At 50.5% G+C, this 24043-nt stretch carries 10 protein-coding genes, 4 tRNA genes, 7 rRNA genes and 3 pseudogenes; 15 read left to right on the top strand and 9 right to left on the bottom strand.

What is annotated here, in order from left to right; translation table 11 throughout:
- The first annotated feature begins 31 nt into the window (after nt 1–31).
- Together ftsZ and lpxC are read left to right on the top strand one after the other, a co-directional pair.
- Nucleotides 32–1204, top strand: a complete 1173-nt coding sequence (gene ftsZ / locus SIL79_RS04975; RefSeq protein ID WP_039035198.1) for a cell division protein FtsZ — start codon at nt 32–34, stop codon at nt 1202–1204.
- Between the two features lie 178 nt (nt 1205–1382).
- Nucleotides 1383–2303 (top strand): UDP-3-O-acyl-N-acetylglucosamine deacetylase, encoded by a 921-nt coding sequence (gene lpxC, locus SIL79_RS04970; RefSeq protein ID WP_071476031.1) that lies wholly within the window; start codon nt 1383–1385, stop codon nt 2301–2303.
- Nucleotides 2304–2311: 8 nt separating this feature from the next.
- Here lpxC and SIL79_RS04965 read toward each other — a convergent pair whose 3' ends face one another.
- Complete coding sequence (locus tag SIL79_RS04965; RefSeq protein WP_039035196.1) at nt 2312–2764, bottom strand: DUF721 domain-containing protein; 453 nt, start codon at nt 2762–2764, stop codon at nt 2312–2314.
- A gap of 28 nt (nt 2765–2792) precedes the next feature.
- Here SIL79_RS04965 and SIL79_RS04960 point away from each other — a divergent pair, with 28 nt between their 5' ends.
- The 10 genes from SIL79_RS04960 to rrf (SIL79_RS04915) all read left to right on the top strand — a co-directional run bounded on the left by SIL79_RS04960 (nt 2793) and on the right by rrf (SIL79_RS04915) (nt 13061).
- Nucleotides 2793–3692 carry a M23 family metallopeptidase gene (locus SIL79_RS04960; protein WP_039035195.1) on the top strand — a complete coding sequence of 300 codons (900 nt, stop codon included), beginning with the start codon at nt 2793–2795 and terminating at the stop codon, nt 3690–3692.
- Nucleotides 3693–3750: 58 nt separating this feature from the next.
- Entirely contained in the window at nt 3751–6474 is a 2724-nt protein-coding gene (gene secA / locus SIL79_RS04955; protein ID WP_162207093.1) for a preprotein translocase subunit SecA, read from the top strand.
- A 530-nt stretch (nt 6475–7004) separates the two neighbouring features.
- A 16S ribosomal RNA gene (locus tag SIL79_RS04950) occupies nt 7005–8549 on the top strand.
- 115 nt (nt 8550–8664) lie between these two features.
- Nucleotides 8665–8741, top strand: a tRNA-Ile gene (locus SIL79_RS04945).
- A gap of 181 nt (nt 8742–8922) precedes the next feature.
- Nucleotides 8923–8998, top strand: a tRNA-Ala gene (locus tag SIL79_RS04940).
- A gap of 440 nt (nt 8999–9438) precedes the next feature.
- Nucleotides 9439–12330: ribosomal RNA gene (locus SIL79_RS04935) — 23S ribosomal RNA — on the top strand.
- Nucleotides 12331–12421: 91 nt separating this feature from the next.
- Nucleotides 12422–12497, top strand: a tRNA-Val gene (locus tag SIL79_RS04930).
- Nucleotides 12498–12663: 166 nt separating this feature from the next.
- Nucleotides 12664–12779: ribosomal RNA gene (rrf, locus tag SIL79_RS04925) — 5S ribosomal RNA — on the top strand.
- A 50-nt stretch (nt 12780–12829) separates the two neighbouring features.
- Nucleotides 12830–12905 (top strand) — tRNA-Thr (locus SIL79_RS04920).
- Between the two features lie 40 nt (nt 12906–12945).
- Nucleotides 12946–13061 (top strand): 5S ribosomal RNA (gene rrf / locus SIL79_RS04915).
- Together the 16S, 23S and 5S rRNA genes with 4 tRNA genes alongside form the textbook arrangement of a ribosomal RNA operon.
- Before the next feature lie 475 nt (nt 13062–13536).
- On the opposite strand, the pseudogene SIL79_RS20660 reads toward rrf (SIL79_RS04915), so the two are convergent.
- Together SIL79_RS20660 and SIL79_RS04910 are read right to left on the bottom strand one after the other, a co-directional pair.
- Nucleotides 13537–13974, bottom strand: a pseudogene (locus SIL79_RS20660) (transposase); the annotation flags it as partial.
- Nucleotides 13975–14010: 36 nt separating this feature from the next.
- Nucleotides 14011–14268 (bottom strand): annotated as a pseudogene (locus SIL79_RS04910) (helix-turn-helix domain-containing protein); the annotation flags it as partial.
- A gap of 838 nt (nt 14269–15106) precedes the next feature.
- Here SIL79_RS04910 and SIL79_RS04905 point away from each other — a divergent pair.
- From SIL79_RS04905 to rrf (SIL79_RS04895), 3 genes are all read left to right on the top strand, one after another.
- Nucleotides 15107–16651 (top strand): 16S ribosomal RNA (locus SIL79_RS04905).
- Nucleotides 16652–16940: 289 nt separating this feature from the next.
- Nucleotides 16941–19936, top strand: a 23S ribosomal RNA gene (locus SIL79_RS04900).
- 179 nt (nt 19937–20115) lie between these two features.
- Nucleotides 20116–20231: ribosomal RNA gene (gene rrf, locus SIL79_RS04895) — 5S ribosomal RNA — on the top strand.
- Nucleotides 20232–20751: 520 nt separating this feature from the next.
- Here rrf (SIL79_RS04895) and SIL79_RS04890 read toward each other — a convergent pair.
- The 6 genes and pseudogenes from SIL79_RS04890 to SIL79_RS04865 all read right to left on the bottom strand — a co-directional run.
- Nucleotides 20752–21009 (bottom strand): annotated as a pseudogene (locus SIL79_RS04890) (transposase); the annotation flags it as partial.
- A gap of 73 nt (nt 21010–21082) precedes the next feature.
- On the bottom strand, nt 21083–21481 hold the full coding sequence (gene mutT / locus SIL79_RS04885) for an 8-oxo-dGTP diphosphatase MutT (RefSeq protein ID WP_039033600.1): 399 nt from the start codon (nt 21479–21481) through the stop codon (nt 21083–21085).
- Nucleotides 21478–21693, bottom strand: a complete 216-nt coding sequence (gene yacG / locus SIL79_RS04880; protein ID WP_039033599.1) for a DNA gyrase inhibitor YacG — start codon at nt 21691–21693, stop codon at nt 21478–21480. Before yacG ends, mutT begins: the two co-directional genes overlap by 4 nt.
- 44 nt (nt 21694–21737) lie before the next feature.
- Nucleotides 21738–22478: a cell division protein ZapD gene (gene zapD / locus SIL79_RS04875; protein ID WP_071476769.1), complete on the bottom strand. Its 741-nt coding sequence runs from the start codon at nt 22476–22478 to the stop codon at nt 21738–21740.
- Nucleotides 22475–23086 carry a dephospho-CoA kinase gene (gene coaE / locus SIL79_RS04870; protein ID WP_144361859.1) on the bottom strand — a complete coding sequence of 204 codons (612 nt, stop codon included), beginning with the start codon at nt 23084–23086 and terminating at the stop codon, nt 22475–22477. The genes zapD and coaE overlap by 4 nt, the downstream gene beginning before the upstream one ends.
- The gene (locus SIL79_RS04865) at nt 23087–24001 is read right to left on the bottom strand and encodes a prepilin peptidase (RefSeq protein WP_071476771.1); all 915 of its coding nucleotides are present in this window, start codon (nt 23999–24001) and stop codon (nt 23087–23089) included. It lies immediately after the preceding gene.
- Between the last annotated feature and the right edge of the window lie 42 nt (nt 24002–24043).

Here is a 24043-nt window from a genome sequence, read left to right as displayed (position 1 = left end):
CGTAAACGCAGGTAATACGGAGAATTCAACCATGTTTGAGATCATGGATACTCATTCTGACGAGGCGGTGATAAAGGTCATCGGCGTCGGTGGCGGTGGTGGTAATGCCGTCGAACATATGGTGAAACACAACATCGAAGGTGTTGAGTTTGTTGCCACCAATACAGATGCCCAGGCACTGCGTAAGTCTGCCGCGGGCACCACTATTCAACTGGGACGTGATGTCACCAAGGGTCTGGGGGCTGGTGCTAACCCGGAAGTCGGTCGTGCTGCAGCCGAAGAAGATCGTGAAAATATCCGTGAGGCTATCAAGGGCTCGGATATGATTTTTATCGCTGCCGGTATGGGTGGCGGTACGGGGACAGGTGCCGCACCTGTGGTGGCGCAGATTGCCCGCGAAGAAGGGATCTTGACTGTGGCCGTGGTCACCAAACCTTTCCCATTCGAAGGCAAGAAGCGTATGGCGTTCGCCGATCAGGGGATCACTGAGCTGGCCAAACATGTTGACTCGCTGATCACTATCCCCAACGAGAAACTGCTTAAAGTATTGGGCCGTGGCACGTCATTGCTGGATGCCTTTGCTGCCGCCAACAACGTGCTCTTGGGTGCTGTGCAAGGTATCGCCGAACTGATCACCCGTCCCGGTCTGATTAACGTCGACTTCGCCGACGTGAAAACCGTTATGTCCGAAATGGGTAACGCCATGATGGGCACAGGTGTCGCTCGTGGTGAAGACCGCGCCGAAGAAGCGGCCGAAGCGGCTGTTGCCAGTCCGCTACTGGAAGATATCGACTTGGCAGGTGCCCGTGGCGTGCTGGTTAACATCACTGCCGGCATGGATATGAGTATCGAAGAATTTGAGACTGTGGGTAACCACGTCAAGGCTTATGCTTCAGACAATGCGACTGTGGTCGTCGGTGCTGTTATCGATCCGGAAATGAGCGATGAACTGCGGGTTACTGTGGTTGCTACCGGCATAGGATCGGAAAGAAAACCTGACATCCAGTTGGTATCCAAACCTGCTCCGCGTCAGGAACCTGTGCCAGAGCCCAAGGTCGAAGCCTACATGCCTCAGGAAGAAGCTGCTATGCCTGTTTCTCATAAGAGCAATGCAGTTCCGGCGTCCCAACCTGCGGCCAATCCGCATAAGAACGAGCTTGATTATTTGGATATTCCGGCGTTTTTGCGTAAGCAAGCCGACTGATACTGGCGGGTATCGCGGGTGTAAATTGGGTGAGCCCCTTTGTTTCCAGGAAGCGAAGGCAGGTAAATTTTTGTGAAATTGCCGATTTATGCTAGGATATCCGACCAGCTGCGCCCGAGGAGTGTCGATTTTATCGTCCTAGGCAGAGCTTTTTGTTGAGATGAATACGGGTAACTAAATGATTTTTCAAAGAACTGTTGAAAAAATAGTAAAGACCACAGGTGTCGGTTTGCATTCCGGCAATAAGGTGACTTTGACTATCAAGCCCGCACCAGTCAATACAGGGATCGTACTCGTGCGTACCGATATGCAGCCGGCAGTGGAGATTGCTGCCAAGGCGGAGCAGGTGCGTGAAACGACTATGTGTACGGCTCTGGTTAATGATGAAGGTGTTCGCATCTCAACGATAGAGCATCTGTTTGCTGCGCTCGCGGGCCTGGGTATCGACAATGCTGTTATTGAAGTGGATGCTCCCGAGATCCCTATCATGGACGGCAGTGCCAGCCCCTTTGTATTCCTGCTGCAAAGCGCGGGGATCAAAGATCAGTCAGCGGCCAAGAAATATCTGAAGATCAAGCACACAGTGCGTGTTGAAGACGGTGATAAGTGGGCTGAACTGCGACCTTTCAAAGGTTTCAGAGTCGATTTTGCTATTGACTTCAATCACCCTGAAATTGCCCGTAGTCAACAGCATATGGTGATGGATTTTTCCTCTTCCGCCTTTGTGAAAGATATCAGCCGCGCCAGAACCTTTGGTTTTATGCGTGATATCGAGTATCTGCGTGCCAACAATCTGGCATTGGGTGGCAGTATGGAAAACGCGGTTGTGCTTGATGAATATCGTGTCCTCAACCCCGATGGCCTGCGTTATGAGGATGAATTTGTTAAGCACAAGATTCTTGATGCGTTTGGTGACCTGTATGTGGCGGGTCACGCCATAGTCGGAGAGTTCTGTGCCTACAAGACGGGGCATGCCCTGAACAACCAGCTGGTGCGGGCATTGCTTGCACAGCAGGATGCCTGGGAGTTGGTCAGCTTCGAAAAAGAAGCGGATGTGCCTGTCAGCTTTATGATGCCATCCAATGTGGTGATGGCTTAATCGTAAAACTAGGACTGCCTTTTACGGCTGGCTAATGCAGCCAGCCGTTTTAGTTTCTGGCCCAGCTCACCGTCAGTGTGTTCGGCCAGTGCATTGATATGTGAAGCCGCGGTTTCACTCAGTTGTCTGTGAACCACTTGGGGTTTTGCCCCTGATGTTGCCAGTGCCGGGTTGACTTTAACCTCAATAGCGGTAAGCATTGGGAGCGTTTCTGCCTGAAGTTGGGCAAGAAGTTTGGTTTTTTGGAAGTTAATCCTGGCGGCCCATGCGGCGGAAGGGGTTTCAATAACCAGCACACTTTGGCGCAGATTGGCGACTTGCAGCTGTTCGCTGACAGGGCCTGACAGCAGCTGTTTGACATGCTGGTTCAGATACAACAAAAGCTCCGCTTTCTCGGCCAGATCGGGCAGACGTCCCGACTGATGCAGTAATTGGCTGAGGTGCTGAGGGAGCTTCTTCATTATGATAATAAGATGGCTGAATTAGGCTATGAGTGTAACAGTTTTTATTCAAGGTCGGAATGGCGTGACGCGCTGGCAACCTGGCAAACGCTGGTTGTTATTGCCTATATTGCTCCTCGCTGCGGGCACAGGGCTCTATCATTACAACGCCGAGCGATTTGAGTCGCAACAGGCCAACGTCGACAACGAGCGCCAAGCTCGTGAGCAGCAACAGAAACAAGTCAAAGAACTCAAGCAGGCAACCGAAACTCAGTTGGCAACCTTGGTGGCACATGTCGCCAGAATGCAGGCCAAACTGACCCGGCTTGAGGCTCTAGGGCAAACTCTTGCCCAGAATTACCAACTTGAAGAACAGTTCGATTTCGGCGCCGAGGTAGGTATTGGCGGCCTGAGCGAGCTGGGCACCAGCATAGAGCTGGAGCAGCTGATCTCCGATATGGATCGGCTGGCATCAGGAATTGATAGTAATAATGCTCAGTTGTCCCTGCTTGAAACAGTGGCTTCCAATCTCCATATAGATGAAGAGCGTTATATATCAGGGCGGCCAATCAACAAAGGTTGGTTATCCTCGCCCTACGGTTTACGTAATGATCCTTTCAATGGCCGCAGATCTGTGCATAAAGGCATAGACTTTGCGGGTACAGAAGGAGCCGATGTGATCGCCACCGGTGGTGGTGTGGTGACATGGGCCGGGAATATGTTTGGCTATGGTGAGTTGGTGGAGATAGATCACGGTAACGGATTGCGCACCCGCTATGGTCATAATAAAGCTTTGTCAGTAACTGTAGGTGACGTGGTCGCCAAGGGCGAGAAAATTGCCACCATGGGAAGCACTGGGCGTTCGACAGGACCTCATGTGCATTACGAAGTGTTGCGGGGTGGACAGCAGATAGATCCCAAGAAGTACGTCTACCGCAAAGCAGGTTAATTGGAACTGGCCGCCAGACTCGTAAGAGGCTTGGCCTACAACAGAATAAGTGATTCAGATGTTAGGTAAATTACTGACAAAAGTATTTGGTAGTCGTAACGACCGCACCCTTAAAGCCCTGGGCAAGATAGTCAACAAGATCAACGCGCTCGAAGGTGAATATGAGCAACTCAGCGATGAGCAGCTCAAGGCCAAAACCCAGGAGTTCCGTGACCGGCTTGAAAAAGGGGAAACCCTTAACGACATCATGGCTGAAGCCTTTGCCACTGTGCGTGAAGCTTCCAAGCGGGTGTTCGAGATGCGCCACTTCGACGTGCAGTTGATAGGTGGTATGGTGCTGGACAGCAACCGCATTGCCGAGATGCGCACCGGTGAAGGTAAGACTCTCACCGCCACGCTGCCGGCCTATCTCAATGCGCTGACCGGCAAGGGGGTTCACGTTATTACAGTGAACGACTATCTGGCTCGCCGTGACGCCGACACCAACCGCCCACTGTTTGAATTCCTGGGAATGACAGTCGGAGTTAACGTCGCCGGTCTTGGTCAGCTGGAAAAGAAAGCCGCCTATAACTCAGATATCACTTACGGTACCAATAACGAATTTGGTTTTGACTATCTGCGCGACAACATGGCATTTTCACCGCAGGAGCGGGTACAGCGGCCATTGCATTATGCTCTGATAGACGAAGTCGACTCCATTCTTATTGATGAAGCCCGTACGCCGCTGATCATCTCCGGTGCTGCCGAAGATAGCTCTGAGCTCTACATCAAGGTCAACACACTTATCCCCAACCTGATCCGCCAGGATAAAGAAGACTCGGACGATTATGTCGGTGAGGGTGACTTCAGTGTTGATGAAAAGGCCAAACAAGTTCATATGACTGAACGCGGTCAGGAAAAAATTGAACTCCTGCTGACCCAGGCTGGACTGTTGGCCGAAGGGGATTCACTCTACTCGGCCGCCAATATTTCACTGCTGCATCATGTTAACGCTGCGCTGCGTGCTCACACCCTGTTTGAGAGGGATGTCGACTATGTTGTGCAGGACGGCGAAGTGATTATCGTCGATGAGCACACCGGCCGTACCATGCAAGGGCGTCGTTGGTCTGAAGGCTTGCACCAGGCGGTGGAAGCCAAAGAAGGCGTGAAGATCCAGAATGAAAACCAGACCCTGGCTTCTATCACCTTCCAAAACTACTTCCGTCAGTATGAAAAACTGGCCGGTATGACAGGTACTGCTGATACCGAAGCTTTTGAATTCCAGCATATCTATGGTCTGGATACCGTAGTGATCCCCACCAATCGGCCGATGATCCGTAACGATATGGCAGACTTGGTGTATCTCACCGCCAAAGAAAAATACAACGCCATTATCCAGGACATCAAAGGTTGTCGTGAACGCGGCCAGCCGGTATTGGTCGGTACAGTTTCCATCGAACAGTCTGAACTGCTGTCCAACCTGTTGGATCGGGAAAAGATCCCTCACAAGGTACTGAACGCCAAGTTCCATGAAAAAGAAGCAGAAATTGTTGCTCAGGCTGGACGTAGTGGTGCAGTAACCGTGGCCACTAACATGGCCGGTCGTGGTACCGATATCGTCTTGGGCGGTAGCTGGAAAGCAGAAATTGAGGAACTGGAAAACCCAACCGAGGAGCAGATTGCCAAGATCCGTGCTGACTGGCAAGAGCGTCACGATGCTGTGGTCGCCGCCGGTGGTTTGCACATTTTGGGCACCGAGCGTCACGAGTCTCGCCGTATCGACAACCAGCTGCGTGGTCGTTCCGGACGTCAGGGCGATGCGGGTTCATCACGTTTCTATCTGTCGATGGAAGATAGTCTGATGCGGATCTTCGCTTCAGATCGTGTTGCCAACATGATGAAGAAGTTGGGCATGGAAGAAGGCGAAGCCATCGAACATCCTTGGGTATCTCGTGCGATTGAGAATGCCCAGCGCAAAGTGGAAGCCCGTAACTTCGATATTCGTAAGCAGCTGCTGGAGTTTGATGATGTCGCCAACGACCAGCGTCAGGTGGTTTACGCTCAGCGTAACGAACTGATGGATGCTGAAAGCATTGAAGATACCATCAAGAATATTCAGGAAGACGTGATCACAGGTGTTATCGATCAATACATTCCACCACAGTCAGTTGAAGAGCTCTGGGACGTTCCCGGCCTCGAGCAGCGACTCAAGCAGGAATTTGTACTGGACTTGCCGCTGCAGGAGTGGCTGGACAAAGAAGAAGACCTGCACGAAGAGACCCTGCGTGAGCGGATCATCGAATCCTGGCTCAAGGCCTATGAGGCCAAAGAGCAGATGGTGGGCCCAGAGGTGCTGCGTCAGTTTGAAAAGGCCGTGATGCTGCAAACCTTGGATGGTTTGTGGAAAGAGCACCTGGCTGCCATGGACCACCTGCGTCAGGGTATTCACCTGCGTGGTTATGCGCAGAAGAACCCCAAACAGGAATATAAGCGTGAGTCCTTTGAGCTGTTCCAGCAGATGTTGGAGTCACTCAAGCACGATGTGATCAGTATTCTGTCCAAGGTTCAGGTACAGGCCCAATCGGATGTCGATGAAATGGAAGCCCGTCGCCGTGAAGAAGAAGCGCGGATCCAACATCAATATCAGCACGCCACGTCTGAAGCTTTGAATCAAGCCGAACAAGATGCTGAAGTCGCGGCTCATACTCCAGTTGTGCGTGATGGTGAGAAAGTTGGACGTAACGATCCTTGTCCTTGCGGCTCAGGTAAAAAATACAAACAGTGTCATGGCAAACTGAGCTAACACACTGTAAGTCATTAAAGGCAATCTTCGGATTGCCTTTTTTGTTGCTTTTAAAACGTCGTTTTTTACTTCATAAATCCATAATTGTGGATAACTCTGGGGGTAAAAAGTGTTTAACGTGTGGCTAACCCTGGAGCCTCAAAAAAGATCGCAAAATGCTGAAAAAAGCCCTTGCGCAAAAGTTTTGGCCCCCTATAATGCGCACCCACTGACACGGCGAACGAGAACAAATATCTGTTCAAATTCAAAGTTGGTAACGCGGCAACAAGCCTTGGTTTCAACGGTGTGAAGATAAAATCATCACTCGCTCGAAACCAGATAAAAAAGGGCTTGACGCTGAAAAAGGGTTCTGTAGAATACGCAGCCCTGACCCGATGAGAATCATCGCGGTACTGCTCTTTAACAATCTATCAAGCAATCTGTGTGGACACTCACAGGCATTGAGAAATCGACAAAACGATTTAACTCGATGAAGAGTGTTCATACGAACAGAATTCATTGAGTCGATTCTTCGGAATCAACCAAAACTTTAATTGAAGAGTTTGATCATGGCTCAGATTGAACGCTGGCGGCAGGCCTAACACATGCAAGTCGAGCGGTAACATTTCAAAAGCTTGCTTTTGAAGATGACGAGCGGCGGACGGGTGAGTAATGCCTGGGAATTTGCCCATTTGTGGGGGATAACAGTTGGAAACGACTGCTAATACCGCATACGCCCTACGGGGGAAAGCAGGGGACCTTCGGGCCTTGCGCTGATGGATAAGCCCAGGTGGGATTAGCTAGTAGGTGAGGTAATGGCTCACCTAGGCAACGATCCCTAGCTGGTCTGAGAGGATGATCAGCCACACTGGGACTGAGACACGGCCCAGACTCCTACGGGAGGCAGCAGTGGGGAATATTGCACAATGGGGGAAACCCTGATGCAGCCATGCCGCGTGTGTGAAGAAGGCCTTCGGGTTGTAAAGCACTTTCAGCGAGGAGGAAAGGGTGTAAGTTAATACCTTACATCTGTGACGTTACTCGCAGAAGAAGCACCGGCTAACTCCGTGCCAGCAGCCGCGGTAATACGGAGGGTGCGAGCGTTAATCGGAATTACTGGGCGTAAAGCGTGCGCAGGCGGTTTGTTAAGCGAGATGTGAAAGCCCCGGGCTCAACCTGGGAACCGCATTTCGAACTGGCAAACTAGAGTCTTGTAGAGGGGGGTAGAATTCCAGGTGTAGCGGTGAAATGCGTAGAGATCTGGAGGAATACCGGTGGCGAAGGCGGCCCCCTGGACAAAGACTGACGCTCAGGCACGAAAGCGTGGGGAGCAAACAGGATTAGATACCCTGGTAGTCCACGCCGTAAACGATGTCTACTCGGAGTTTGGTGTCTTGAACACTGGGCTCTCAAGCTAACGCATTAAGTAGACCGCCTGGGGAGTACGGCCGCAAGGTTAAAACTCAAATGAATTGACGGGGGCCCGCACAAGCGGTGGAGCATGTGGTTTAATTCGATGCAACGCGAAGAACCTTACCTACTCTTGACATCCAGAGAACTTTCCAGAGATGGATTGGTGCCTTCGGGAACTCTGAGACAGGTGCTGCATGGCTGTCGTCAGCTCGTGTTGTGAAATGTTGGGTTAAGTCCCGCAACGAGCGCAACCCCTATCCTTACTTGCCAGCGGGTAATGCCGGGAACTTTAGGGAGACTGCCGGTGATAAACCGGAGGAAGGTGGGGACGACGTCAAGTCATCATGGCCCTTACGAGTAGGGCTACACACGTGCTACAATGGTCGGTACAGAGGGTTGCGAAGCCGCGAGGTGGAGCTAATCTCATAAAGCCGGTCGTAGTCCGGATTGGAGTCTGCAACTCGACTCCATGAAGTCGGAATCGCTAGTAATCGTGGATCAGAATGCCACGGTGAATACGTTCCCGGGCCTTGTACACACCGCCCGTCACACCATGGGAGTGGGCTGCACCAGAAGTAGATAGCTTAACCTTCGGGAGGGCGTTTACCACGGTGTGGTTCATGACTGGGGTGAAGTCGTAACAAGGTAGCCCTAGGGGAACCTGGGGCTGGATCACCTCCTTACCTAAGCGATAATTGGTGCTTGGTCGAAAATTGCTCCTGCATTTTCGACATTCGGTACATCCGTGTACCTTTTGAGTGTTCACACAGATTGCTTGATAAAAGAAGTAGAGCATGGGGGTCTGTAGCTCAGGTGGTTAGAGCGTTCGCCTGATAAGCGAGAGGTCGGTAGTTCGAGTCTACTCAGACCCACCAATTCTTCCGCTATTCTGCGTTAAACAGGTCGTCGTTTACTCCAGTAAACTTCCTCCCTGTCTGCCTTGATTAGTGTCGAAGGAATGAACAGAACGGTGTTCAAGACTGTTTGCGAGAGCTTTTTATCGAGTTTGAGGCGAAAGCTAACAACAAAATCGGTAACAAGAAACGCAAAGAAAACGGGGCTATAGCTCAGCTGGGAGAGCGCCTGCCTTGCACGCAGGAGGTCTGCGGTTCGATCCCGCATAGCTCCACCACTTCCCTTGGAAGTGCTGGAACCGTCACTCTACAAAGGACGAGAGACGCCAAAGATAAGTCAGTATTTATCTTTGGCTTTTTTAAGCCCGCTCTTTAACAATTTGGAAAGCTGATAGTAGACATCAAGACGACTCTTAGGAGTTGGAATTGATGAATACAAATTGAGTTCTCAAACACTTCAATCAAGTGTTTTGGAAATTCTTCAAGGCGAGTCCACTTCCTTAACCCGGAGGTGAGACAAGTAAACCTAAGCTGGTTGCAATACAACCCGTGTTTTCCGCTATGTTACCGATAAGGTAGCGCAGTCAGGCGACATGGTGTCTAAGCGGTGATTTGAGTGAGGAAGGAGTGTAGCAGCGCTACATGAGTGACGAATGAAAAGCACAATAACGACAACATGAGTACTGACAAGCGAGATGAAAACTCATCCGGGTTGTATGGTTAAGCGACCAAGCGTATACGGTGGATGCCTTGGCAGTCAGAGGCGATGAAGGACGTAGTAACTTGCGAAAAGCGTTGGTGAGCTAGTAACAAGCATTTGAGCCAGCGATGTCCGAATGGGGAAACCCGGCACCATAAGGTGTCATCAATACGTGAATACATAGCGTATTGAGGCGAACGAGGGGAACTGAAACATCTAAGTACCCTCAGGAAAAGAAATCAACCGAGATTCCCCAAGTAGCGGCGAGCGAACGGGGATTAGCCCTTAAGTCTTTGGGGTGTTAGTGGAATGTGTTGGAAAGCACAGCGGCACAGGGTGATAGCCCCGTACATGTAAACTAACCAGAGATGAAAACGAGTAAGGCGGCACACGTGACATGTTGTCTGAATATGGGGGGACCATCCTCCAAGGCTAAATACTCCTGACTGACCGATAGTGAACCAGTACCGTGAGGGAAAGGCGAAAAGAACCCCTGTGAGGGGAGTGAAATAGAACCTGAAACCGTATACGTACAAGCAGTGGAAGCGGTACTTGAGACCGTGACTGCGTACCTTTTGTATAATGGGTCAGCGACTTACATTTAGTAGCGAGGTTAAGCGAATAGCGGAGCCGTAGGGAAACCGAGTGTTAACTGCGCGTTTAGTTGCTAGGTGTAGACCCGAAACCCGGTGATCTAGCCATGGGCAGGTTGAAGGTTGAGTAACATCAACTGGAGGACCGAACCGACTAATGTTGAAAAATTAGCGGATGACTTGTGGCTGGGGGTGAAAGGCCAATCAAACCGGGAGATATCTGGTTCTCCTCGAAAGCTATTTAGGTAGCGCCTCGGACGAACACCTTTGGGGGTAGAGCACTGTTAAGGCTAGGGGGTCATCCCGACTTACCAACCCTTTGCAAACTCCGAATACCAAAGAGTGCTATCCGGGAGACAGACGGCGGGTGCTAACGTCCGTCGTCAAAAGGGAAACAACCCAGACCGTCAGCTAAGGTCCCAAAGTAATTGCTAAGTGGGAAACGATGTGGGAAGGCTTAGACAGCTAGGATGTTGGCTTAGAAGCAGCCATCATTTAAAGAAAGCGTAATAGCTCACTAGTCGAGTCGGCCTGCGCGGAAGATGTAACGGGGCTAAGCAATTCACCGAAGCTACGGGTACTGATGCTTGCATCAGTGCGGTAGAGGAGCGTTCTGTAAGCCGTTGAAGGCGAAGGGGTAACCCACGCTGGAGGTATCAGAAGTGCGAATGCTGACATGAGTAACGATAAAGGGGGTGAAAAACCCCCTCGCCGAAAGACCAAGGGTTCCTGTCCAACGTTAATCGGGGCAGGGTGAGTCGACCCCTAAGGCGAGGCTGAAAGGCGTAGTCGATGGGAAACGGGTTAATATTCCCGTACTTCTGCTAACTGCGATGGAGAGACGGAGAAGGCTAGGCCAGCGCGGCGTTGGTTGTCCGCGTTTAAGGTAGTAGGTGGTGTGCTTAGGCAAATCCGGGCACACATACACTGAGAGCTGACGACGAGTCCCCAAGGGGATGAAGTGGTTGATGCCATGCTTCCAGGAAAATCTTCTAAGCTTCAGGTTAGTAGAAATCGTACCCCAAACCGACACAGGTGGTCGGGTAGAGAATACCAAGGCGCTTGAGAGAACTCGGCTGAAGGAACTAGGCAAAATGGTACCGTAACTTCGGGAGAAGGTACGCTGCCGGCGGTGAAGACCTCGCGTCGTAAGCTGCTGGCAGTCGCAGATACCAGGTGGCTGCAACTGTTTATCAAAAACACAGCACTGTGCAAAATCGCAAGATGACGTATACGGTGTGACGCCTGCCCGGTGCCGGAAGGTTAATTGATTGGGTTATCTTCGGAGAAGCTCATGATCGAAGCCCCGGTAAACGGCGGCCGTAACTATAACGGTCCTAAGGTAGCGAAATTCCTTGTCGGGTAAGTTCCGACCTGCACGAATGGCGTAATGATGGCCACGCTGTCTCCAGCCGAGACTCAGTGAAGTTGAAATTGCGGTGAAGATGCCGTATACCCGCGGCTAGACGGAAAGACCCCGTGAACCTTTACTATAGCTTGGCACTGAACATTGACCCTACATGTGTAGGATAGGTGGGAGACTTTGAAGCGAGAACGCCAGTTCTTGTGGAGTCAACCTTGAAATACCACCCTTGTAGTGTTGATGTTCTAACCTTGGTCCCTTATCGGGATTAGGGACAGTGCCTGGTGGGTAGTTTGACTGGGGCGGTCTCCTCCCAAAGAGTAACGGAGGAGCACGAAGGTTGGCTAAGTACGGTCGGACATCGTACGGTTAGTGCAATGGCATAAGCCAGCTTAACTGCGAGACAGACACGTCGAGCAGATGCGAAAGCAGGTCATAGTGATCCGGTGGTTCTGAATGGAAGGGCCATCGCTCAACGGATAAAAGGTACTCCGGGGATAACAGGCTGATACCGCCCAAGAGTTCATATCGACGGCGGTGTTTGGCACCTCGATGTCGGCTCATCACATCCTGGGGCTGAAGTCGGTCCCAAGGGTATGGCTGTTCGCCATTTAAAGTGGTACGCGAGCTGGGTTCAGAACGTCGTGAGACAGTTCGGTCCCTATCTGCCGTGGGCGTTGGATGATTGAGGGGAGCTGCTCCTAGTACGAGAGGACCGGAGTGGACGAACCGCTGGTGTTCGGGTTGTCATGCCAATGGCATTGCCCGGTAGCTACGTTCGGAATCGATAACCGCTGAAAGCATCTAAGCGGGAAGCGAGCCCCAAGATGAGTCATCCCTAGGTCCTAGAGACCTCTAAAGAGCCGTTCGAGACCAGGACGTTGATAGGCAGGGTGTGTAAGCGTTGCGAGGCGTTGAGCTAACCTGTACTAATGACTCGAGAGGCTTAACCATACAACCCAGATGGGTTTTACGGACTTGAAGAAGTTAGATACTTGATTGAAGTTTGAACTCAAGCTCTGAAAAGAGCACAGCCAAGAATACCGGTCGCTTAGCTCAGCCGGGAGAGCACCTCCCTTACAAGGAGGGGGTCACTGGTTCGATCCCAGTAGCGACCACCATATTTCAAAGCAACAGCTTTCTGAATTGAAGAACAAAGGTTAATAACGCAGGTAATTGTTTGGCTGATAAAGCCGTGACGAGCGAGCCGCGCAGTGTACTGAAGTACATGAGCAGTATAGCGAGGAAACAATACCGTCAGACGGACAATTAACCAGTAAGAATATGTCTGGTGACAATAGCATTGTGGTCCCACCTGATCCCATCCCGAACTCAGAAGTGAAACGCAATCGCGCCGATGGTAGTGTGGGGTCTCCCCATGTGAGAGTAGGTCATCGCCAGACGCCCAATTTATGATTTTCACTTTAGATAAAGTGAAATCAAAGTTGAATTTGCTGATATGGCTCAGTCGGTAGAGCGCATCCTTGGTAAGGATGAGGTCCCCAGTTCGATTCTGGGTATCAGCACCATATTCAGCTGCTAGGCACTAAATAGCAGCAACAAAATTTGTCTGGTGACAATAGCATTGTGGTCCCACCTGATCCCATCCCGAACTCAGAAGTGAAACGCAATCGCGCCGATGGTAGTGTGGGGTCTCCCCATGTGAGAGTAGGTCATCGCCAGACGCCCAATAAAATGAAAATCCCCAGCACTCTGTGTTGGGGATTTTTCGTTTTAATAGCATTTTGATATGTCCACTCTCACATGGGGAAGATAAAGAGTCCGAACGCAGTGAGGCACAATCCCATGTGGAGTAGGGTGAGGTTGTCGCGTTTATCAAACTCAGTTTGATGCGACAGACGAACGCGCAGAGCTTGCTCGAAGCTGGCCATCGCCAGACGCCCAATTTTATTTTCACTTTTTTAAAAAGTGGAGACAAACAAAAAAGCCCTGGCTAAATGCTAGGGCTTTTTTGTTTGTCTCGCTTCCAGCGAGCACGACTTAACATGCAGCCCAAAGCTGCTGGCGCAGTGTGTGCCCCTCAGCTCGCAGCCAAGCTGCTTCGCGCTACAGCCATCTATCAAGCTGTGCTTGATGAGCAGATGTCTTTCGCCTCATGTGAGATGGTGCTGTGGATATGTTGAGAATGGCTCGACTGGTTTATCTGGTCAGATTTATCCAGTCCCTGGAGCACAGAGATTTCACCCGACCAGTATCCTCAATGAAGGTATTCCAGGCTCGGGATACTTGCTCAACAATTTACCCGTAGCAATCGAATACTCGGTTGGAAAGACAGTGTTGTCTGAGCCATTGCCAAACTTGCTCCATTGGGTTCAGCTCTGGGGAATAAGTGGGCAACTTAATCAAAGTGAGTCAAGGTGAAGCATCATGGCATCTTTGTTGACCAAGGGCGTAATCAATGCTTCCGTTTTACCGTTACTTGGGCAGACTGCCCCAAACAGATACCCATAATCAAATTGCTGCTGTTCGACGGCACGGGGGCGGCTACTCCGTTTTGCCCAAAGTCTTGTCGTTTTGGCCAAATCTGGCTTCGTCTTGGAACCACACATCCACACGCTCAAGTGGAAGATGACCCGGGATGAGACTGAAATCAAGCGCATGGAGTAAGCGGTACACATTGGTCAAGCTATAGCTCACATGCAGGTCGTTACCGATATAAACTCTGATATCTTCAGCTATTAAGCGTCCACCATCCTGCTTGATGGCATTTTTCTCGATAAACTTTTTAAGTTGCTCTAATTGATGAGAGAGTTGATTGGGTTGTCCGGGTTTAGGTTTATCAAGCAAACCATTGAGCCCATCAGCCAGGTAATTTGCGACCCAAGTATTAACACTAGTTCGACTCGCACCCAGCAGGGCTGTTAAGGACATAGTTGTCCGTGCGTATTCTTGATAAATGCAGCGGCCGCAACTGAGCTAATGAAGAGTGGTAGGTATTAATCGTTTATCTATAGCTATTCACTAATGCTCTAAGTTGCCCCAGACTAAAAATATAGCTATGTGATTGCTAAGTTAGTTGGCGCAGTTATTTTATCATCGGCATGTATGAAGATGCCGGGTACTCAAAGTCGCTGAGCCGTGCAGCTAAACTTGGGGATTCTTGTTTCTAGGCTATGAATTTAGGCACAACCCTGTACGGGATGAGAAAACATTTCAGCAATTATGCTGAATCTCAATTATTTCTGACTGGTTTCATGGCTAATGAGGTGTATTACATGGGATGAATCTTTCTCCTGAGTCTGACTAGCAGAATTGCTTATACAACTCAGTTTGTGGATAAGTCTGTGGTTAATGGGTAGGTAAGCTGTGTGGTTGAGCGGGGTTTCTACAGTCAGTCAATAAAGTGGTTTTTTCTTTTAAAAAGCCCTTGCACAAAAGTTCAGGCTCCCTATAATGCGCTCCCACTGACACGGCACAGCGGCAACGCGAAAGACGTGACAGGGTCGAAGAAAAGAGGCTCTTGAGTCCTTTCAACGACAGGCGAAAAAAGATGGTAAATACCTCTTGACGCCGCAGCAGGAAAGCGTAGAATACGCAGCCCTGACCCGATGGCCACAGCGTCTAAGGGATTGCTCTTTAACAAGATAAACAAGCAAATCTGTGTGGACACTCACAGGCATTGAGAAATCGACAAAACGATTTAACTCGATGAAGAGTGTTCATACGAACAGAATTCATTGAGCAGAACCTTCGGGTTCAACCAAAACTTTAATTGAAGAGTTTGATCATGGCTCAGATTGAACGCTGGCGGCAGGCCTAACACATGCAAGTCGAGCGGTAACATTTCAAAAGCTTGCTTTTGAAGATGACGAGCGGCGGACGGGTGAGTAATGCCTGGGAATTTGCCCATTTGTGGGGGATAACAGTTGGAAACGACTGCTAATACCGCATACGCCCTACGGGGGAAAGCAGGGGACCTTCGGGCCTTGCGCTGATGGATAAGCCCAGGTGGGATTAGCTAGTAGGTGAGGTAATGGCTCACCTAGGCAACGATCCCTAGCTGGTCTGAGAGGATGATCAGCCACACTGGGACTGAGACACGGCCCAGACTCCTACGGGAGGCAGCAGTGGGGAATATTGCACAATGGGGGAAACCCTGATGCAGCCATGCCGCGTGTGTGAAGAAGGCCTTCGGGTTGTAAAGCACTTTCAGCGAGGAGGAAAGGGTGTAAGTTAATACCTTACATCTGTGACGTTACTCGCAGAAGAAGCACCGGCTAACTCCGTGCCAGCAGCCGCGGTAATACGGAGGGTGCGAGCGTTAATCGGAATTACTGGGCGTAAAGCGTGCGCAGGCGGTTTGTTAAGCGAGATGTGAAAGCCCCGGGCTCAACCTGGGAACCGCATTTCGAACTGGCAAACTAGAGTCTTGTAGAGGGGGGTAGAATTCCAGGTGTAGCGGTGAAATGCGTAGAGATCTGGAGGAATACCGGTGGCGAAGGCGGCCCCCTGGACAAAGACTGACGCTCAGGCACGAAAGCGTGGGGAGCAAACAGGATTAGATACCCTGGTAGTCCACGCCGTAAACGATGTCTACTCGGAGTTTGGTGTCTTGAACACTGGGCTCTCAAGCTAACGCATTAAGTAGACCGCCTGGGGAGTACGGCCGCAAGGTTAAAACTCAAATGAATTGACGGGGGCCCGCACAAGCGGTGGAGCATGTGGTTTAATTCGATGCAACGCGAAGAACCTTACCTACTCTTGACATCCAGAGAACTTTCCAGAGATGGATTGGTGCCTTCGGGAACTCTGAGACAGGTGCTGCATGGCTGTCGTCAGCTCGTGTTGTGAAATGTTGGGTTAAGTCCCGCAACGAGCGCAACCCCTATCCTTACTTGCCAGCGGGTAATGCCGGGAACTTTAGGGAGACTGCCGGTGATAAACCGGAGGAAGGTGGGGACGACGTCAAGTCATCATGGCCCTTACGAGTAGGGCTACACACGTGCTACAATGGTCGGTACAGAGGGTTGCGAAGCCGCGAGGTGGAGCTAATCTCATAAAGCCGGTCGTAGTCCGGATTGGAGTCTGCAACTCGACTCCATGAAGTCGGAATCGCTAGTAATCGTGGATCAGAATGCCACGGTGAATACGTTCCCGGGCCTTGTACACACCGCCCGTCACACCATGGGAGTGGGCTGCACCAGAAGTAGATAGCTTAACCTTCGGGAGGGCGTTTACCACGGTGTGGTTCATGACTGGGGTGAAGTCGTAACAAGGTAGCCCTAGGGGAACCTGGGGCTGGATCACCTCCTTACCTAAGCGATAATTGGTGTTTGTTGAGTGTTCACACAGATTGCTTGTTCATAGAGCAGGCCGTTGACCCTGGTAGGTCAATGAGTTCTTTAACAATTTGGAAAGCTGATAGTAGACATCAAGACGACTCTTAGGAGTTGGAATTGATGAATACAAATTGAGTTCTCAAACACTTCAATCAAGTGTTTTGGAAATTCTTCAAGGCGAGTCCACTTCCTTAACCCGGAGGTGAGACAAGTAAACCTAAGCTGGTTGCAATACAAACCGATGAAAACTCATCCGGGTTGTATGGTTAAGCGACCAAGCGTATACGGTGGATGCCTTGGCAGTCAGAGGCGATGAAGGACGTAGTAACTTGCGAAAAGCGTTGGTGAGCTAGTAACAAGCATTTGAGCCAGCGATGTCCGAATGGGGAAACCCGGCAGCATAAGCTGTCATCAATACGTGAATACATAGCGTATTGAGGCGAACGAGGGGAACTGAAACATCTAAGTACCCTCAGGAAAAGAAATCAACCGAGATTCCCCAAGTAGCGGCGAGCGAACGGGGATTAGCCCTTAAGTCTTTGGGGTGTTAGTGGAATGTGTTGGAAAGCACAGCGGCACAGGGTGATAGCCCCGTACATGTAAACTAACCAGAGATGAAATCGAGTAAGGCGGCACACGTGACATGTTGTCTGAATATGGGGGGACCATCCTCCAAGGCTAAATACTCCTGACTGACCGATAGTGAACCAGTACCGTGAGGGAAAGGCGAAAAGAACCCCTGTGAGGGGAGTGAAATAGAACCTGAAACCGTATACGTACAAGCAGTGGAAGCGGTTCTTGAGACCGTGACTGCGTACCTTTTGTATAATGGGTCAGCGACTTACATTTAGTAGCGAGGTTAAGCGAATAGCGGAGCCGTAGGGAAACCGAGTGTTAACTGCGCGTTTAGTTGCTAGGTGTAGACCCGAAACCCGGTGATCTAGCCATGGGCAGGTTGAAGGTTGAGTAACATCAACTGGAGGACCGAACCGACTAATGTTGAAAAATTAGCGGATGACTTGTGGCTGGGGGTGAAAGGCCAATCAAACCGGGAGATATCTGGTTCTCCTCGAAAGCTATTTAGGTAGCGCCTCGGACGAACACCTTTGGGGGTAGAGCACTGTTAAGGCTAGGGGGTCATCCCGACTTACCAACCCTTTGCAAACTCCGAATACCAAAGAGTGCTATCCGGGAGACAGACGGCGGGTGCTAACGTCCGTCGTCAAAAGGGAAACAACCCAGACCGTCAGCTAAGGTCCCAAAGTAATTGCTAAGTGGGAAACGATGTGGGAAGGCTTAGACAGCTAGGATGTTGGCTTAGAAGCAGCCATCATTTAAAGAAAGCGTAATAGCTCACTAGTCGAGTCGGCCTGCGCGGAAGATGTAACGGGGCTAAGCAATTCACCGAAGCTACGGGTATCAGCGCATCACCTGATGCGATTTGCTGGCGTGATTCACTTTGTGAATGACGCCCAAGCACCCAACACGTTGAGTCGAAAGATGAAACAGGGTGTTTAAGTCGTATGAGGGATGCGCTGATGCGGTAGAGGAGCGTTCTGTAAGCCGTTGAAGGCGAAGGGGTAACCCACGCTGGAGGTATCAGAAGTGCGAATGCTGACATGAGTAACGATAAAGGGGGTGAAAAACCCCCTCGCCGAAAGACCAAGGGTTCCTGTCCAACGTTAATCGGGGCAGGGTGAGTCGACCCCTAAGGCGAGGCTGAAAGGCGTAGTCGATGGGAAACGGGTTAATATTCCCGTACTTCTGCTAACTGCGATGGAGAGACGGAGAAGGCTAGGCCAGCGCGGCGTTGGTTGTCCGCGTTTAAGGTAGTAGGTGGTGTGCTTAGGCAAATCCGGGCACACATACACTGAGAGCTGATGACGAGTCCCCAAGGGGATGAAGTGGTTGATGCCATGCTTCCAGGAAAATCTTCTAAGCTTCAGGTTAGTAGAAATCGTACCCCAAACCGACACAGGTGGTCGGGTAGAGAATACCAAGGCGCTTGAGAGAACTCGGCTGAAGGAACTAGGCAAAATGGTACCGTAACTTCGGGAGAAGGTACGCTGCCGGCGGTGAAGACCTCGCGTCGTAAGCTGCTGGCAGTCGCAGATACCAGGTGGCTGCAACTGTTTATCAAAAACACAGCACTGTGCAAAATCGCAAGATGACGTATACGGTGTGACGCCTGCCCGGTGCCGGAAGGTTAATTGATTGGGTTATCTTCGGAGAAGCTCATGATCGAAGCCCCGGTAAACGGCGGCCGTAACTATAACGGTCCTAAGGTAGCGAAATTCCTTGTCGGGTAAGTTCCGACCTGCACGAATGGCGTAATGATGGCCACGCTGTCTCCAGCCGAGACTCAGTGAAGTTGAAATTGCGGTGAAGATGCCGTATACCCGCGGCTAGACGGAAAGACCCCGTGAACCTTTACTATAGCTTGGCACTGAACATTGACCCTACATGTGTAGGATAGGTGGGAGACTTAGAAGCGAGAACGCCAGTTCTTGTGGAGTCAACCTTGAAATACCACCCTTGTAGTGTTGATGTTCTAACCTTGGTCCCTTATCGGGATTAGGGACAGTGCCTGGTGGGTAGTTTGACTGGGGCGGTCTCCTCCCAAAGAGTAACGGAGGAGCACGAAGGTTGGCTAAGTACGGTCGGACATCGTACGGTTAGTGCAATGGCATAAGCCAGCTTAACTGCGAGACAGACACGTCGAGCAGATGCGAAAGCAGGTCATAGTGATCCGGTGGTTCTGAATGGAAGGGCCATCGCTCAACGGATAAAAGGTACTCCGGGGATAACAGGCTGATACCGCCCAAGAGTTCATATCGACGGCGGTGTTTGGCACCTCGATGTCGGCTCATCACATCCTGGGGCTGAAGTCGGTCCCAAGGGTATGGCTGTTCGCCATTTAAAGTGGTACGCGAGCTGGGTTCAGAACGTCGTGAGACAGTTCGGTCCCTATCTGCCGTGGGCGTTGGATGATTGAGGGGAGCTGCTCCTAGTACGAGAGGACCGGAGTGGACGAACCGCTGGTGTTCGGGTTGTCATGCCAATGGCATTGCCCGGTAGCTACGTTCGGAATCGATAACCGCTGAAAGCATCTAAGCGGGAAGCGAGCCCCAAGATGAGTCATCCCTAGGTCCTAGAGACCTCTGAAGAGCCGTTCGAGACCAGGACGTTGATAGGCAGGGTGTGTAAGCGTTGCGAGGCGTTGAGCTAACCTGTACTAATGACTCGAGAGGCTTAACCATACAACCCAGATGGGTTTTACGGACTTGAAGAAGTCGATACTTGATTGAAGTTTGAACTCAAGCTCTGAAAAGAGCACAGCTTTCTGAATTTAGGAATGAATTTATCAAATACATCCCTGTATTTGACCCTAGCGGGCCGCGCTAAAGCGCGTTTAAAATTTGTTCCATACAATTTTATGTCTGGTGACAATAGCATTGTGGTCCCACCTGATCCCATCCCGAACTCAGAAGTGAAACGCAATCGCGCCGATGGTAGTGTGGGGTCTCCCCATGTGAGAGTAGGTCATCGCCAGACGCCCAATAAAATGAAAAATCCCCAGCACTCTGTGTTGGGGATTTTTCGTTTTAATAGCATTTTGATATGTCCACTCTCACATGGGGAAGATAAAGAGTCCGAACGCAGTGAGGCACAATCCCATTTGGAGTAGGGTGAGGTTGTCGTGTTTATCAAACTCAGTTTGATGCGACAAACGAACGCGCAGAGCTTGCTCGAAGCTGGCCATCGCCAGACGCCACTTTGGTTTTCACTTTTTACTCTTTATTAAAGAAATGAGTGAAGACAAAACAGTAACAAAAGGGCCCTAGCATTTAGCTAGGGCCCTTTTGTTTGTCTCGTTTCCAGCGACATGCAGCCCAAAGCTGCTGGCGCAGTGTGTGCCCCTCAGCTCGCAGCCAAGCTGCTTCGCGCTACAGCCATCTATCAAGCTGTGCTTGATGAGCAGATGTCTTTCGCCCCCATGTGAGATGGTGCTGTGGATATGTTGAGAATGGCTCGACTGGTTTATCTGGTCAGATTTATCCAGTCCCTGATCTATCCAGCCCCTGGAGCACAGAGATTTCACCCGACCAGTATTCTCAATGAAGGTATTCCAGGCTCGGGATGCTTACTCAACAATTTGCTCGTAGCAATCGAATACTCGGTTGGAAAGACAGTGTTGTCTGAGCCATTGCCAAACTTGCTCCATCGGGTTCAGATCTGGGGAATAGGCGGGTAGCTTAATCAAAGTGAGATTTGAGAAAGGTATTGCCGTATCCATAGTATGCCAGCCTGCGCCAGCAACGATGACCTCTGCAGAGGTGATTTGGGACATCTGCATCGACAAGACAGGGATAATAAAAAGCCAGCTTAGGCGGCTGGTTTAGGGCTTAGTTTGAAAACTCTGTCAGGATTTTATCAAGAATAGGTTGGTTGGCGTCCGGGAAGGTGTATTCCGGGAGCTTTTCCAAGTGTACCCACTCGACTTGCTGTCCCTCGACGCCATAAGCCGTACCACTGAATTCAGTGACCAGGTGAATATCCAGTAATACTTGTTTGTCGGGATAGTCATAAGACAACAACATAAAAGGAGTGGAATCTGCTATGTTGAGGCCGACTTCTTCTGTGAGTTCTCTGGCGAGCGCTTGGGTGACGGTTTCGCCGGTTTCGACTTTACCGCCGGGGAACTCCCATTTTCCACCTTGATGCAGATGCCCATGGCGCTTGGCCAGTAGGATCTGTTCGCCGGATTTGATAATACCGACTGCGACATGAACTCTTTTGGTCATGATTGATCCTTGAAGAAATTGCCTTCATCGTAACCCAGCTCATCCAGCATCTGCTGATCAAATTCTGGCTTCACCGGGATAGCATGTTTCTCTGAGGCCCAATCTCCAAGATCTATGAGTTTACAACGCTCGCTACAGAAGGGCTTGAATTTGGATTCGGGGCTCCATTCCACCTCTTTTTGACAGGTGGGGCACTTAACTGTGATAGGCATTTTTGTGTCTCTCGGGCTAACTGATGGCGCCCATGGTAAAGAGTTTAGCCGCAGGTCGCCAGTAGGAATTTGACCGTTCTGTCTGAATGTTTCTGCTGTTCGAACTGGACAAAGTGAATGGCAAAACGATTCCTATGGCCACTTATGGTGGGGTAGCAGCCCTGTTCGGCGTCAAGCTTGACTCTAACCAGTGACAGGCTTTGTTGACTATCGCCTTGATAAAAGCCAGCATGGGCGACAGCCTCTCGGTACTCACAGCTCATGCGGGTTAGTTGCAACAGCAGGCTGATAGGTTGCAGTAAACTCCTGAAGTGGTTGGTCCATTGGCGATACTCTTGGCTGCGTTCTTCCCAAGGTTTCGCCAGCCAAAAGTGGAGCTGCGGCAGATCGAAGTTACAGCAAGCACCAGGCATACTGAATCTCTGTCTGAGCGCCGATATAAATCTGTCTTGTTTCAGCTGGCTACCTGGACGCTGCGGGCGTTGCAGCTCTTCTCTGGCATGGGAGAATTGTTCAAGATAGTGCTGTAGCTGTTGTTGATCGACTTGTTCCTGCTGTTGCCAGTTTTGCAGCTGGATTAATTGGCGGTCGATGTCTTTGATGACTTCGCTGCGGTAATCACAGCGTTCGGTAAGTTCACAGAGAGAGAAAAGCGGATAGAAGCATCTGTGTTGATGATCTTGCTGCAGGTTGTTATCCAATTGACGAGCGAGATATTCCAGACGCAGATAACTACGGATCTTTTCATTTAGCGGCTGTTCGAATATCAGTTCTGTCGTGTTCATGAATTTTTAATGTCTGCCAGCTGTAAGTATTTATTATGCAGCGCCAGTACCTGGGCCTGTAACGCGTCGATCTCTCCCTGATTGTCAATCACATCATCGGCCTTATCGAGTCGGCTCTGGCGGTCGCTCTGGCTATTGATAATGTTTTGAACCTGCTCCTTAGACACCATGTCTCGTTCAATAGTTCGCTGCAATTGTAATTTGGGTGAAATATCTACAACTAATGTGCGATCTGCCAGTTTGTCCAGACCGTTCTCAAACAGTAAGGGAACCACCATAATGACATAAGGAGAAGTCGCCGTCTCAAGCCGTTCCAGCATGCGGGTACGTATCATGGGATGCAACAGGGCATTGAGCCACTCCCTGTCTTGCGGATGATGAAATATCTGTTCCCTCAGCGCCGCCCTATTCAGGGTGCCCTCAGGTGTCAGCATCTGAGGGCCAAATTTATCGCCAATTTGCTTAAGGCCATCTGAGCCTTTTGCGACTACTTCTCTGGCAATGATATCGGCATCAACCAAGACAATGCCTTGCTCGGCAAACAGATTGGCTACTGTCGTTTTACCGCTGCCTATGCCCCCGGTGAGGCCTACAATAAAGTTCGCCATTTAAAGTGTTCCCAAGTACCAGTCAACTATCTGTTGCCCCCACACCAGGGCAACCCAACCTGCTATGGCAATATAGGGGCCAAAGGGAATGGGGTTACCCCGATTGAGGTTCTTGAACACTATGAGTAACACACCTACCAGGGCGCCCACCAAAGAAGAGAGCAGAATTATCAGTGGTAGCATCTGCCAGCCCAGCCAGGCGCCAAATAAGGCCATAAGCTTGAAGTCGCCATAGCCCATGCCTTCCTTGCCGGTGATTAATTTGAACAGCCAGTAGATAGACCAGAGGCTTAAATAACCGGCTGCGGCGCCTATGGTGGCATCGGTAATGCTGGTAAAAGTGCCGGAGATATTAATCAGTAAACCGAGCCACAGCAGCGGCAGGGTAAGCTGATCAGGCAGTAGCATCTCATCTAAATCTATGCCGCTGAGGGCTATCAGTCCAAAGGTCAGAATAGTGGCGTAAACAAACTGCAGTGTTGGGCCAAAATACCAACCGAGCGTACAAATGAGTAGGGCCGTCAACAACTCGAACATAGGATATCTTGCCGAGATTTTGGCCTTACAGGCGGCGCATTTACCGCCAAGCATCAGGTAGCCGATTATGGGTAAGTTGTGCCAGGGTTTGATATGAGCACCACACTTGGGGCAGGCAGACTTTGGCAGTAACAGATTGTACTTGGCCGGGTAGTTATCTATTGCAGCATTGAGCTTGGCTTCACCTATCTGTTTAGTGAGTTCGGGTTGGTATTCCTGCAGGTATTGATTGCATTCCTGCTGCCATTCGCGCTTCATCATTACCGGCAGGCGGTGGATCACTACATTGAGAAAGCTGCCTATCACAGAGGCAAACAGAAAACAGAGAACAAGAAAGAGCCACAGATTGTGGCTCAATATGGCAATAAAGTCTGACATCGAATATTACACTGCCCTAAAAATGGTGTTAAAAGTGCTGCT

The organism is Shewanella indica (assembly GCF_033842865.1).
Classification (GTDB): Bacteria; Pseudomonadota; Gammaproteobacteria; order Enterobacterales; family Shewanellaceae; genus Shewanella; species Shewanella indica.
The sequence above is the reverse complement of the archived record's forward strand: the minus strand, read 5'-3'. Positions and strand labels throughout refer to the sequence as shown.